The organism is Streptomyces diversicolor, assembly GCF_057537855.1.
The window spans coordinates 180,707-193,502 of the sequence record NZ_BAAJXA010000002.1 but is presented as its reverse complement, the minus strand read 5'-3'; the positions used below and the strand labels follow the sequence as shown (position 1 = coordinate 193,502).

Annotated in this window: 11 protein-coding genes; 5 read left to right on the top strand and 6 right to left on the bottom strand. The window is 73.0% G+C overall.

The genetic code is table 11. The features are described from left to right. The first annotated feature begins 243 nt into the window (after positions 1-243). Together AC27LF_RS02750 and AC27LF_RS02745 are read left to right on the top strand one after the other, a co-directional pair. The gene (locus AC27LF_RS02750) at positions 244-621 is read left to right on the top strand and encodes a hypothetical protein (protein WP_479656037.1); all 378 of its coding nucleotides are present in this window, start codon (positions 244-246) and stop codon (positions 619-621) included. Positions 622-741: 120 nt separating this feature from the next. Beyond that, entirely contained in the window at positions 742-2,175 is a 1,434-nt protein-coding gene (locus AC27LF_RS02745; protein ID WP_479656038.1) for a S28 family serine protease, read from the top strand. A gap of 352 nt (positions 2,176-2,527) precedes the next feature. On the opposite strand, the gene AC27LF_RS02740 is transcribed toward AC27LF_RS02745, so the two are convergent. The 4 genes from AC27LF_RS02740 to AC27LF_RS02725 form a co-directional block, all read right to left on the bottom strand. Further along, positions 2,528-4,354, bottom strand: a complete 1,827-nt coding sequence (locus tag AC27LF_RS02740) for a glycoside hydrolase family 3 protein (protein ID WP_479656039.1) — start codon at positions 4,352-4,354, stop codon at positions 2,528-2,530. A gap of 139 nt (positions 4,355-4,493) precedes the next feature. Then, positions 4,494-5,291 carry a sugar phosphate isomerase/epimerase family protein gene (locus AC27LF_RS02735; protein WP_479656040.1) on the bottom strand — a complete coding sequence of 266 codons (798 nt, stop codon included), beginning with the start codon at positions 5,289-5,291 and terminating at the stop codon, positions 4,494-4,496. Positions 5,292-5,309: 18 nt separating this feature from the next. After that, on the bottom strand, positions 5,310-6,260 hold the full coding sequence (locus AC27LF_RS02730; protein WP_479656041.1) for a bifunctional helix-turn-helix transcriptional regulator/GNAT family N-acetyltransferase: 951 nt from the start codon (positions 6,258-6,260) through the stop codon (positions 5,310-5,312). Positions 6,261-6,772: 512 nt separating this feature from the next. Next, the gene (locus AC27LF_RS02725) at positions 6,773-7,816 is read right to left on the bottom strand and encodes a LacI family DNA-binding transcriptional regulator (RefSeq protein ID WP_479656042.1); all 1,044 of its coding nucleotides are present in this window, start codon (positions 7,814-7,816) and stop codon (positions 6,773-6,775) included. 368 nt (positions 7,817-8,184) lie between these two features. Between AC27LF_RS02725 and AC27LF_RS02720 the strand changes: the two genes are divergently transcribed. The 3 genes from AC27LF_RS02720 to AC27LF_RS02710 are packed head-to-tail and all read left to right on the top strand — an operon-like array spanning position 8,185 to position 11,329. Then, positions 8,185-9,336: a Gfo/Idh/MocA family protein gene (locus AC27LF_RS02720; protein WP_479656043.1), complete on the top strand. Its 1,152-nt coding sequence runs from the start codon at positions 8,185-8,187 to the stop codon at positions 9,334-9,336. Beyond that, positions 9,333-10,484 carry a dihydrodipicolinate synthase family protein gene (locus AC27LF_RS02715; RefSeq protein ID WP_479656044.1) on the top strand — a complete coding sequence of 384 codons (1,152 nt, stop codon included), beginning with the start codon at positions 9,333-9,335 and terminating at the stop codon, positions 10,482-10,484. Before AC27LF_RS02720 ends, AC27LF_RS02715 begins: the two co-directional genes overlap by 4 nt. Beyond that, positions 10,481-11,329, top strand: a complete 849-nt coding sequence (locus AC27LF_RS02710) for a sugar phosphate isomerase/epimerase family protein (protein ID WP_479656045.1) — start codon at positions 10,481-10,483, stop codon at positions 11,327-11,329. The genes AC27LF_RS02715 and AC27LF_RS02710 overlap by 4 nt, the downstream gene beginning before the upstream one ends. A gap of 160 nt (positions 11,330-11,489) precedes the next feature. On the opposite strand, the gene rbsD is transcribed toward AC27LF_RS02710, so the two are convergent. Both rbsD and AC27LF_RS02700 read right to left on the bottom strand, forming a co-directional pair. After that, positions 11,490-11,879, bottom strand: a complete 390-nt coding sequence (rbsD, locus tag AC27LF_RS02705; RefSeq protein ID WP_479656046.1) for a D-ribose pyranase — start codon at positions 11,877-11,879, stop codon at positions 11,490-11,492. Continuing rightward, a complete protein-coding gene (locus AC27LF_RS02700) occupies positions 11,876-12,778 on the bottom strand; it encodes a ribokinase (protein WP_479656047.1) in 903 nt (300 codons plus the stop codon). The genes rbsD and AC27LF_RS02700 overlap by 4 nt, the downstream gene beginning before the upstream one ends. Positions 12,779-12,796: the final 18 nt, after the last annotated feature.

Genomic DNA, 12,796 nt, shown 5'->3' with positions numbered 1-12,796 from the left:
CGGGCGACCGCCCACCCCACGGTGCCGCCCGCCACCGCTGTGCGGCGTGCCGCTGTCGGCTGACGGGCATTGCCGTGTCGGGGCCGGACGCCGTTTGCAGGGGTATCGGTGGGTGGATCGGTGGGGGTGTCGGGGGGTGGATGGGGGTGCGGGACAGGCAACCGTCCGACGCTTGTCGTGCGTCCGTACATCAGTACGTTCGGTGGCCGGGACAGGGGAGGGCCGACAGTGGGCAGTGGTGCGATGCGCAGGCGGCTGGCGCTCGGCGTGGCCGTGCTGGCCGCCTCCGGGGTGCTCGCCTTCGCGGCGCCCGGTGGCGCGCTGGCGGCGTCGGAGGGAGCCTGCGCCGGGCGCAAGGTGAAGACCCTGCCCTTCTCCACCGGCGCCGTACACGTCTACAAGCGCAACGGCTACGTCTGCGCGGTCACCCTCCCGAAGCGGCCCGGCACCAAGCGCATGATGTCGGTCAGCGTGCAGGCGCGCGGCAACCGCCCGGTGGTGGACGAGGGCCGCTACGCCCACCGGGCGGGCCCGGTCACCGTGCACGCAGGCCACCGCTGCGTGTGGGTGAAGGGTGCGGTGGCCCGCGGCTCGGTGAGTTCCGGCTGGATCCTGTGCTGACCCCACCGGACCCCGGCCCACCGACCCCCGGCCCACCGGCCCCGCCGACCCGATCCCCCCTGGTGTGAAGCGAGTTGCTCCGATAGCTTCCGGCGCACATCTGTTTCACAGGGAGGGTGCATGCGCAAGGCGCTCAGATGGCTGCTCGCGCTCACGGTGTTCATAGGCACGCTGAGCACGGCGGGCGCGGCCACCGCCGCCCCGTCGGCCACCACCGACGGCACGGACATCAAGGAAAGGCTCCTCGCCGTACCGGGCATGAGCCTTGTCGAGGAGAAGCCCTACCCGGGCTACCGCTTCTTCGTCCTCACCTACACCCAGCCGGTGGACCACCGGCACCCGTCCAAGGGCACGTTCCAGCAGCGGATCACCGTGCTGCACAAGGACGTCTCCCGCCCGACGGTCTTCTACACCGGCGGCTACAACGTCTCCACGAGCCCCGGCCGCCGCGAGCCGACCCAGATCGTGGACGGCAACCAGGTCTCCATGGAGTACCGGTTCTTCACGCCGTCCCGCCCGTCCCCGGCGGACTGGTCCAAGCTCGACATCTGGCAGGCGGCCAGCGACCAGCACCGCATCTTCACGGCCCTGAAGAAGATCTACCCCGCCAACTGGCTTGCCACGGGCGGCTCCAAGGGCGGCATGACCGCCACCTACTACGAGCGTTTCTACCCGCGCGACATGGACGGCGTGGTGGCGTACGTGGCCCCCAACGACGTGGTCGACAAGGAGGACTCGGCGTACGATCGGTTCTTCGCGACCGTCGGCACCAAGGAGTGCCGGGACCGGCTGAACGGGGTCCAGCGGGAGGCGCTGGTGCGCCGTCAGGCCCTGGAGAAGAGGTACGCGGCGTACGCCGCCGACAACGGCTACACCTTCGGCACCATCGGCAGCCTGGACCGCGCCTACGAGGCCGTCGTCCTCGACTACGTCTGGGGCTTTTGGCAGTACAGCGGGCTGTCCGACTGCGACACCGTCCCGGCGGACGCCGAGCACGCGAGCGACCAGGAGATCTGGGACTCCGTCGACACCATCTCCGGGTTCTCCGCCTACACCGACCAGGGCCTGGAGCCGTACACGCCGTACTACTACCAGGCGGGTACGCAGCTGGGCGCGCCGACGATCCACTTCCCGTACATCGAGAAGAAGTACATCAAGTACGGCATCCAGCCGCCCCGGAACTTCGTGCCCCGGTCCATCCCGATGACGTTCCAGCCGAACGCGATGCGTGACGTGGACACCTGGGTACGCCACCATGCGACGCGCATGCTCTTCGTCTACGGCCAGAACGACCCGTGGGGCTCCGAGCGGTTCCGCCCCGGCCACGGCGCGCGGGACTCGTACGTGTTCACCGCGCCCGGTATGAACCACGGCGCGAACGTGGCCGGTCTGGTGGCCGACGAGAAGGCGCTCGCCACCGCCCGCATCCTGGACTGGGCCGGCGTCGCCTCCCCGGCGGTCGAGGCGGACCCGTCGGCGGCCAGGCCGCTGGCCCGCTTCGACGCCCGCCTTGACGTCCGCGACGTGGAACGCGAACCGGCACTACGCCCATGACACCCGGTGCCGCGCCCACCCCACAGCCGGCGGGCGCGGCACCCCAAAGGGGCGCGGGGAACGGCGCGCCCAGCCACGACGCCGCCGCACACGACCGCCGACGGTTGACGCCCCAAAGGGGCGCGGGGAACGGCGCGATCAACCACGACGCCGCCGCACACGACCGCCGACGGTTGACGCCCCAAAGGGGCGCGGGGAACTGCGCGATCAACCACGACGGTGCCGCACAGGACCGACGACGGTTGGCGCCCTGAAGGGGCGCGGGGAACTGCGCGACCAGCCACGGCGGCGCCGCACGCGACCGGCGGCGCCGCACGGCCAAGGCGCAGCGCGGCCAAATCCAGTGAAGCGCTCAGTAGGACAGGCCGTACCCGATAGGGAACAGCACCCGACCCGGGTCGTCCGCCCGCTGCACCGGTACGGGCAGCCTGCCCCGCGGCGCGACGCGTCCGGCGATCACCCGGGCGGCGGCGCGCAGTTCCACGTCGGTCCAGGAGTACGTCGCCAGGAAGCCCGGTACGGACGGAAGGTGCGCGACGTCGTACGGATTGCGGACGGCGACGGCGACGACCGGCTTCCCGGTGGCGAGGAGCTGTTCGACGAGGGACGTCTGCGCGCCGCCCGCCGAGACGTTGTACGTCGCGACGATCACCGCGTCCGCGTCCCGCGCGGCGGTCACCGCCTTGGCGATGGTGGCGGCGGAGGGCGCCGTGCCGGTGGACAGCGCGGTGGCCGTGAAGCCCAGTTCGGTGAGGGCGGCGGCCAGGACACCGGTGGGCGGGCCGGTCGTACCGGACGGGGAGGCCGGATCGGCGCCCACCACCAGGAGCCCGCGGTGGGTGCGGCGGGACAGCGGGAGGATGCCGCCCTCGTTGACGAGCAGGGTCGTCGTGCGCTCGGCGATCCGGTCGGCGGCGGCCAGATGCGCGGGCGTGCCGACGGTGCCGCCGACCCGGTCGGGGTCGGCGTACGGGTGATCGAACAGGCCGAGCCGGGCCTTGAGCCGCAGGATGCGCAGGATCGATTCGTCGAGCCGCGCCTCCGTGAGTTCGCCGCCGCGCACGGCCTCCAGTACGGCGTTCCAGGCCACGTCGAGCCTCGGCGGGTTGAGCAACTGGTCGACGCCCGCCTTCAGCGCGAGCACCGGCACCCGGTCGTCGCCGTACTTGGTCCGTACGCCCTCCATGCCGAGGGAGTCGGTCACCACGACCCCGTCGTAGCCCAGTTCCCCGCGCAGGATGCCGGTGAGGATGGGACGGGACAGGGTCGCCGGGTCGCCGGAGTCGTCCAGCGCCGGGAACTGGATGTGCGCGGTCATGACCGAGTCGATGCCGGCCCTGATCGCGGCGCGGAAGGGTGCCGCGTCCAGCGCCTCCCACTGGTCCCGGCTGTGGGTGATCACGGGGAAGCCGTAGTGGCTGTCGACGGCGGTGTCGCCGTGCCCGGGGAAGTGCTTGGCGGTCGCCGCGACCCCGGAGGACTGATACCCCGTCACCTCGGCCGCCACCAGAGCGGCCACGGCGTCCGGGTCGGCCCCGAAGGACCGTACGCCGATGACCGGGTTGGCCGGGTTGACGTTCACGTCGGCGTCGGGGGAGTAGTCCTGGTTGATGCCCATCGCGCGCAGTTCGGCGCCCGAGACGCGGCCCAGAGTGCGGGCGTCGGCGCGGGAGCCGCCCGCGCCGACGGCCATCGCGCCCGGGAAGAGGGTGGCGGGTCTGCCGACCCGGCAGACGATGCCGTGCTCCTGGTCGGTGGCGATGAGGACGGGCAGCCCGCGGGGCCGGTCGAGGGAGGCCCGCTGGATGCCGTTGGACAACTCGGCGATCTGGCGCGGGTCCTTGGTGTTGTGCGCCCAGGTGAAGTAGATGATCCCGCCGACGCGGTACTCGGCGATCAGCTCGGCGGCGGTCCGTACGCCGATCTCGCTCAGGTTGGCGTCGATGTCGCCCTGGTCCGGGGCGGTGGCCGAGTGACCGTACACCCGCATGACGAAGAGCTGGCCGACCTTCTCCTCCAGCGTCATACGGGAGATGAGGGCGCGGAGCCGTTTGTCGCCGCGGGCGGCGTCGGCGTGCGCGGTGCCGCCGACGGCGAGGGCGGCGGTGATGCCCGCGGTCGCGGCGAGGACCGTGCGTCTGGCGGGCTGAGCGGTGTTTCCCGTGCTCGTGTCGGGCACGTGCGCTCCTTCCGGAGGGGGATCCGTGGAGATGCGGGGGGTGGACCACTGAAGGAAACTTCCGAGGATTCACCAATATCCGGGAAGTTTCTGCCAGTCAAGGGAACGCACAGCACCCGCCGCGATCACGGACGTGCCGCTACGCCGCCTCGCTCAGCAGCCGCGCCAGATGCGCGCGGCCCGCGCCCAGCAGGCCCGGCAGCGGCGCGGCCGACTCGTACCAGCGCTTCTCGTACTCCCAGCACAGCCAGCCGTCCCAGCCGAACCGGCACAGCACGTCGACGCACTCGGTCAGCGGCAGCACCCCGGCGCCGAGCGGAAGCGGGGTGGTGTCGTCGGCCGAGGCGATGTCCTTGACCTGGACGTAGCCGAGGTACGGGGCGAGCGCCCGGTAGGTCTGCGAGGGCTGCTCGCCGCCCAGCCAGCTGTGCATCACGTCCCACAGCGCACCGACCTGCGGCTGCCCGACCGCGCCGAGCACGCGGCTCGCGGCGGCCCCGGTGCGGTGCGAGTCATGGGTCTCCAGCAGGATGCGCACCCCGAGGGCCGCGGCCTGCCCGGCGGCGGCGGAAAGCCGTCGGACGGCGGTGACGTCGGCGTCCGCCGCGGGCTGGTCGCCCCCGCCGGGGAAGACCCGCACGAACGGCGCGCCCAGGTCATGGGCGAGTTCGAGCAGCCGCCCGATCTCGGCGAGCACGGGCTCGTCGGCGCCGGGCGCGGCGACCCGCGCGTACCCGGCGAGGCCCAGCACCTCGACCCCGGCCGCCCTGAACGCGGCGGCCGTCTCCGCCCGTTCGGCGGGTCCGAGCCCCGGATGCACCGGTTCCTCCGGATGGGCGCGCAGCTCGACGCCGTGGTAGCCGTGCGCGGTCGCGAGGGCCAGCACCTCGGACAGGGGCAGCCCGGGAACGCCGAGGGTGGAGAAGGCGAACTTCATGACCACGGACCTTACTGGTCACGCTCCGGTTCCGCGCAGATCCAGCCGCCAGTCCTGCCCGTTCAGGTCGCGGCCGAAGGAGCGGTGCGGCTTCTCGGCGACGAGCACGAAGCCGTGGCGCTGGTAGATGCGCCGGGCGGCGGTGAGCACGTCGTTGGTCCACAGCACCACGTCCCGGTAGCCGACCTCGCGCGCGAAGTCCACGACGGCCCGCACCAGCCGGTCCCCGACCCCGAGCCCGCGCGCCTCCGGTTCGACGAGGAGCAGCCGCAGCCGGGCGGTGGCGGGCGCCTCGTCCCGTACGCACATGACGCAGCCGACGGGCCGTCCGCCGCGGTCCTCGGCGATCCACACCCGCTCCAGATGCGGGTCGTGGTCCGCCGCGAAGTCGGCGACGATGCGGGCGACCAGACCCTCGTAGTCGGAGTTCCAGCCGTACTCGGCGGCGTACAGCGCGGCGTTGCGCTGCACGATCCAGCCGAGGTCACCCGGGCGGGGCTCGCGCAGCGTGATGCCCTCGCGGCCGGCGGGGCGGGCGGGGCCGTGGCCGTCCGGGCCCAGGATGCCCTGGATGGTACGCATCGCCTCCGCGAGCCGCGGCCGGTCGCCGGGGTCGACGGAGCCGAGCAGGGAGCCGACGCTCTCCCGCGCCCGCTCATCGAGCAGGTCCGCGGCCTCCCGGCCCCGCGGGGTGAGGCTGACCCGCCGGCGCCGGGGGTCCTTCGCGGACGGGGCACGCTCGATCAGCCCGTCCTGCTCGAACTTGTTCAGAATCCGGCTCAGATACCCCGCGTCCAGCGACAGCTCGCCGCGCAGATCGGCGGCGTCCGTACGGGATGAGTGCGCGAGTTCGTACAGGACGCGGGACTCGGTGAGGGTGTACGGGGCGTACAGATGGCGGCCGTAGTCGAGGGCGCCGATGAGATTCGTGTAGAAGCGGTTGAAGGCACGGATGTCCTGGACGGTCATGAAGCGCCCCCGATGATCCGACCTCCGGGCACCCCCGAAGGCTCCCGATACTTGACTCAGTCAGAAATACCCTAGCCCACCACCCCACCCCCGTCCATGCCCGCCCCAGCCAAGCCCCACCGCACTGAGGCAACGCCCCAAAGGACCACGGGGCTGTATCGAGCGGGGCTGTATCGATACGCGTCTCCACCACAAGGGCGCGATCAACTACGACGGCGCCGCACACGCCCGGCGGCGGTCGCGCCCCGAAGGGGCGCGGGGAACTGCGCGCCTAGCCACGATGGCGCGGAGGCCGACTGACGACGGTTCGAGCCCCGAAGGGGCGCGGGGAACTGCGCGATCAGCCACGACGGCGCGGAGGCCGACTGACCACGGTTGCGCCCCCAATGGGCCGCGGGGCTGTATCGATACGCGGCTCCGCCGCGCGGGCGCGATCAGCCACGACGGCGCCGCAGTCGGCCGGCATGACCAGGCCCACGTCGGACAGACCGGTCAGCCGCCGAAACCGAGCGTCAGCGTGGCGCGGCCGTAGACCCCCGAACCATCAGCTCACCCCGGATCGTCGCGATCCCCCCGTGCGGCGCCTCCTCGCGCCCCATCGCGATACGCCCCGCCCGCGCGCCGGCCTCGGCAAGCGGCAGCCGGACCGTAGTCAGCGCGGGCACCGCGTCGATGCTGAACGGCAGATCGTCGAAGCCGGCCACCGACACGTCCTGCGGAATGCGCAGACCGGACTCGCGCAACGCCGCGCACGCGCCGAGCGCGACGGAGTCGTTCGCGGCCACCACCGCCGTCAACGAGGGGTCCCGGCGCAGCAGTTCCCGCGTCGCCTCGTAGCCGGCACGCCGGTCGTAGCGGCCGTGCACCGTCCAGCCCGGATCCGCGTCGACACCGGCCGCGGACAGCGCCGCGTGATGGCCTTCGAGCCGGTGCCGGGTGGTCGTACGCTCCTGCGGCCCCGCGATATAGCCGAGGCGGCGGTGGCCGAGGCCGATGAGGTGTTCGGTCAGTTCCCGGCCGCCGCCGCGGTTGTCGAAGGTCAGGGCGACGGCGTCGGTGTCCGGCGCCGGCGGGCGCCCGCACAGCACCACCCGCGTACCCGCGGCGCTCAGCTTGCGCAGCTTCGCCGCGACCGCGGCCCCGTGCGTGGCGTCCTCGACGGCGCCGCCGGTGAGCACCACCGCGGCGGCGCGCTGCCGCTGCAACAGCGTCAGATAGGTCAGTTCGCGCTCCGGCGACCCGCCGGTGTTGCAGACGACGGCCAGCCGTTCGCCGCCGGCGCGCCCGCCCGGCCCGCCGATCTCGTTCTGGATGGCGCTCGCCATGATGCCGAAGAAGGGGTCGGCGATGTCGTTGACGAGGATGCCGACCAGGTCGGAGGTGGCCGCGGCCAGCGCGCTCGCCGGCCCGTTGAGGACGTAGTCCAGTTCGTCCACGGCGCGCAGCACCCGCTCCCGGGTGGCGGCGGCCACCGGGTAGTTGCCGTTCAGCACGCGCGACACCGTCGCGGGCGAGACCTGGGCGCGGGCCGCCACGTCCGCCAGGGTCACCGTCATCTCGTCGTCCTCCGGTCGCGCATGTCGTCGTCAAGGGGGCTGCGGTGCGCCCTGCGCCGGCGCCCCCGTGCGGGTGCGGTGCACCCGTGCCCCGGGCGCCCGGGAGCCCGTCCCGTGCGGTCCATCCCCGTCCGGTCCGGCCCCCGCCTGGCGCGTCGGCCCCCGAGCAGACCATACGGCCGGCAGACCCGCCCGTTCGCCCCCTCCGCCACCGAACCGTGGACACGCCCTTGTAGGGACCACTGGTCAGAGGCTAGCTTCTCCACGGATAGAAAGCGCTTGCTGAACCGGCGTGCGTGCCGGGCGGGCGACCGCGACACACGGGAAGTACGCGAAGACGGGCCTCGGATGCCCATGAAGGGACTGACGTGACACGCAAGACGGTGCGTATCGCCATGAACGGCGTGACCGGGCGCATGGGCTACCGCCAGCACCTCCTCCGGTCGATCCTCGCCCTGCGCGAGCAGGGCGGACTCGACCTCGGCGACGGCACCGTGCTGTGGCCCGAGCCGATCCTCGTCGGCCGCCGCGAGCCCGCCCTCCGGGCGATCGCCGAACGGCACGGCCTCGACGAGGTCGCCACCGACCTGGACGCCGTCCTCGCCGACCCGGCCGTCGACATCTACTTCGACGCCCAGGTGACCTCGGCCCGAGAGGAGGCGATCAAGAAGGCGGTCGCGGCAGGCAAGCACATCTACACCGAGAAGCCCACCGCCACCGGCCTCGACGGCGCCCTGGAACTGGCCCGCCTCGCCCAGCGCAAGGGCATCAAGCACGGCGTCGTCCAGGACAAGATCTTCCTGCCCGGCCTGCTCAAGCTGAAGCGGCTGATCGACGGCGGCTTCTTCGGCCGTGTCCTGTCGGTGCGCGGCGAGTTCGGCTACTGGGTCTTCGAGGGCGACTGGCAGCCCGCCCAGCGCCCCTCCTGGAACTACCGCGCCGAGGACGGCGGCGGCATCGTCGTCGACATGTTCCCGCACTGGGAGTACGTCCTGCACGAGCTGTTCGGCCGGGTCACCTCCGTCCAGGCCCTCGCCGCCACCCATGTCCCGCAGCGCTGGGACGAGCGCGGCAAGCCCTACGACGCCACGGCGGACGACGCCGCGTACGGCATCTTCGAACTGGAGGGCGGCGCCGTCGCCCAGATCAACTCCTCCTGGGCGGTGCGCGTCAACCGCGACGAACTCGTCGAGTTCCAGGTCGACGGCACCGAGGGCTCGGCCGTCGCCGGCCTGCGCAAGTGCCGCGCGCAGCACCGCTCCGCGACCCCCAAGCCGGTCTGGAACCCGGACCTCCCCGCCACCGACGACTTCCGCGGCCAGTGGCAGGAGGTCCCCGACAACGGCGAGTTCGACAACGGCTTCAAGGCCCAGTGGGAGCTGTTCCTCAAGCACGTCTACGCCGACGCCCCCTACCACTGGGACCTGCTGGCCGGCGCCCGCGGCGTCCAACTCGCCGAACTGGGCCTGAAGTCCTCCGCGGAGGGCCGCCGCATCGACGTACCGGAGATCTCGCTGTGACCATCCGACTCCCGGACGCGCACGGCGCGTTGCGCACCTACGAGCCGCGCACCGAGCCGCTCGCGCCGACCCCCGGCACCCCCTTCACCTCCCGTACGGTCTTCTCGGCGGCGCACGTCGTCGCCGACCCGTACGCCGACGTGTCCCCCGACTCGCCTGCCGCCGTCGACTGGGACGCCACCCTCGCCTTCCGCCGCCACCTGTGGTCCCACGGTCTCGGCGTCGCCGAGGCGATGGACACCGCCCAGCGCGGCATGGGCCTGGACTGGGCGGGCGCCGCCGAACTCATCCGGCGGTCCGCGGCCGAGGCGAAGGCCGTCGGCGGCCGGATCGCCTGCGGCGTCGGCACCGACCAGCTCACCGGCGGCTCACTCGCCGCGATCCGCGCCGCCTACGAGGAACAGCTCGCCGTAGTCGAGGAGTCGGGCGCGCAGGCCATCCTGATGGCCTCACGGGCGCTGGCCCGGACCGCCACCGGACCCGAGGACTACCTGGACGTCTACGGCCATCTGCTGCGCCAGGCCGCCGAGCCGGTGATCCTGCACTGGCTCGGCCCCATGTTCGACCCCGTCCTCGACGGCTACTGGGGCTCGGCCGACCTGGACGCGGCCACCGACACCTTCCTGGAGGTCATCGCCGCCCACCCCGACAAGGTCGACGGCATCAAGGTCTCCCTGCTGGACGCGCGGCGCGAGGTCGAGCTGCGCCGCAGGCTCCCGCAGGGCGTGCGCTGCTACACCGGCGACGACTTCCACTACCCGGAGCTGATCGCGGGCGACGAACGGGGCTTCAGCCACGCGCTGCTCGGCATCTTCGACCCGCTGGGCCCGCTGGCGGCCCAGGCGGTCCGGGCCCTGGACACGGGGGACACGGCGGGCTTCCGCGCCCTCCTCGACCCGACCGTCGAACTGTCCCGGCACCTCTTCCAGCCGCCGACCCGCTTCTACAAGACGGGCGTTGTCCTGCTGGCCTGGCTGGCCGGTCACCAGAGGCACTTCACGATGGTCGGCGGCCTGCAGTCGGCCCGTTCCCTGCCGCACCTGGCCCGCGCCTACGAACTCGCCGACGGCCTGGGCCTGTTCCCCGACCCCAAGCTGGCCGAGGAGCGGATGAAGGACCTGCTCGCGCTGTATGGGGTGCAGCGATGAGCGGCACGAACGGCGCGGACCTCGCGCGTTTCTCCATCAACCAGATGACCGTCAAACAGCTGTCGCTGCCCGAACTGGCCGAGGCGTGCGGCGCCTCGGGCGTCAGCCGCGTCGGCCTGTGGCGCGAGCCGGTCCAGGCGTACGGCGTCGAGGCCACCGCCAAGCTGATGCGCGACGCCGGGCTGGCCGTGTCCACCCTGTGCCGCGGCGGCTTCCTCACGGCGATCGACGCGGACGCGCGGGCGGCGGCCCTCGCCGACAACCGCCGGGCCGTCGACGAGGCCGCGGCCCTGGGCACGGACACCCTCGTGCTGGTCTGCGGCGGACTGCCGGCCGGCTCCCGTGACCTGCGCGGCGCCCGCGAGCGGATCGCGGACGCGCTGGCCGAACTGGGCCCGTACGCCAAGGCCCACGGCGTACGGCTGGCCATCGAGGCGCTGCACCCGATGTACGCCGCCGACCGCTGCGTGGTCTCCACCCTCGCCCAGGCCCTGGACCTCGCCGAACGCTTCCCGGCCGACCAGGTCGGCGTCACCGTGGACACGTACCACATCTGGTGGGACGACACGGCGCCCGAGCAGATCGCCAGGGCCGGCGCGGGCGGCCGCATCCACACCTTCCAACTCGCCGACTGGACCACTCCGTTGCCCGAGGGCGTGCTCAACGGACGCGGACAGATCGGGGACGGCGCGATCGATATGCGGGAGTGGCTGGGGTACGTGACGGCGGCCGGGTACACCGGGCCCATCGAGGTCGAACTCTTCAACGAGGAGCTGTGGGCACGCGACGGTTGCGCGGTGCTGACCGAGACGGCTGCGTTGTTCTTGGACCATGTGGTGCGCTGACGGCGTGGAGGTGCGCGGCCTTTGAGAGTGCCGCGATGTGCCGTCGGGCGGCTGCGGCGGCGTCGTGGCTGGTCGCGCCCGCGCGGCGGAGCCGCATATCGACACAGCCTCGCGCCCCCTTGGGGCGCTGTTGCACCGCGGCCGGCCTTCTCGGACCCGGTCAGAAGAACACCCCGCAGTGCAGCAGTACGTTGGCGTATGGGCTGGCCTCGCCGGTGCGGACGATCAGGCGGGCGGTCTCGGAGAGCTGTTTGAGCCGCGCGTGCGGGACCAGGGTCAGCTCGGGGAAGCGCCCGTGGAGCAGGGCGAAGGCGGCCGGGTTGGCCGTACGCGCCTCGTCGGCCGCCGTCGCCCCCTCCACCACCAGCTCGTCGAGCAGCCCGTCCAGCACCTCGGCGAACGACGGCACACCGGCCCGGAAGGCCAGGTCCACGACCCGTGGGCCGCGGGGTGTCGGCATCCCGGCGTCGCACACCAGCACCCCGTCGCCGTGCCCCAACTCGGCTATCGCACCGGACAGGTGACGGTTGAGAATGCCCGCCTTCTTCACAGCGCGTCGACCTCCTGCGCGGTCGGGAACGACTCCTGGGCACCCCGCCGGGTGACGGCCACCGCGCCGACCCGGGCCGCGTACCCGGCGGCCTCGGCCAGTGCGGCGCCCGCCCCGAGCCGCCAGGCCAGCGCCGCCGTGAACGCGTCCCCGGCGCCCGTGGTGTCCAGGGCCGCCACCGGCACCGCCGGCACCCGGACGACCCCGTCGGCGTCGGCGACCAGAGCGCCCTCGGCGCCCAGGGTCACCACCACCGACCGGGGGCCCTTCGCCAGCAGGATCCGCGCCCAGTCCTCGGGCCGCTCGCCCACCCGGCCCCCGCCCAGGATCACCCGTGCCTCGTGCTCGTTGACGATCAGCGGGTCGCAGGCATCCAGCACCTCCTGCGGCAGCGGACGCGGCGGGGACGGGTTGAGCACGAAGCGGCCCTTCGGGGCCAGGTTCCGCACCACCTCCACGACCGTCTCCAGCGGGATCTCCAACTGTGTGGAGACCACCCGGGAGGCGTGGAAGAGGCTGCCGGCGGCCCGTACGTCCGCCGGGGTCAGCCGGCCGTTGGCGCCCGGCGAGACCACGATGCTGTTGTCGCCGGACGGGTCCACGGTGATCAGCGCGACCCCGGTGGGCGCGCCGCCCACCAGGACGCCCACCGTGTCCACGCCCGCGGCCCGCTGGGAGTCGAGCAGCAGCCGCCCGTACGCGTCGTCGCCGACCCGGGCGAGCAGCGCCGTACGGGCCCCGAGCCGGGCGGCGGCGACCGCCTGGTTGCCGCCCTTGCCGCCGGGGTGGACGGCCAGGTCGGAGCCCAGCACGGTCTCTCCGGCCTCCGGGCGGCGCTCGACGGAGATCACCAGGTCGGCGTTGGCCGATCCCACGACCAGAAGGTCGTAGTCGTACATCAGATTGGCTCCCTGTGC

Bases quoted from the DNA above. Each gene is read 5' to 3' on its own strand.
- AC27LF_RS02750 (WP_479656037.1), top strand. From the start codon at position 244: ATGCGCAGGCGGCTGGCGCTCGGCGTGGCCGTGCTGGCCGCCTCCGGG.
- AC27LF_RS02730 (WP_479656041.1), bottom strand. From the start codon at position 6,260: ATGACCGTCCAGGACATCCGTGCCTTCAACCGCTTCTACACGAATCTC.
- AC27LF_RS02735 (WP_479656040.1), bottom strand. From the start codon at position 5,291: ATGAAGTTCGCCTTCTCCACCCTCGGCGTTCCCGGGCTGCCCCTGTCC.
- AC27LF_RS02725 (WP_479656042.1), bottom strand. From the start codon at position 7,816: ATGACGGTGACCCTGGCGGACGTGGCGGCCCGCGCCCAGGTCTCGCCC.
- AC27LF_RS02745 (WP_479656038.1), top strand. From the start codon at position 742: ATGCGCAAGGCGCTCAGATGGCTGCTCGCGCTCACGGTGTTCATAGGC.
- AC27LF_RS02700 (WP_479656047.1), bottom strand. From the start codon at position 12,778: ATGTACGACTACGACCTTCTGGTCGTGGGATCGGCCAACGCCGACCTG.
- AC27LF_RS02710 (WP_479656045.1), top strand. From the start codon at position 10,481: ATGAGCGGCACGAACGGCGCGGACCTCGCGCGTTTCTCCATCAACCAG.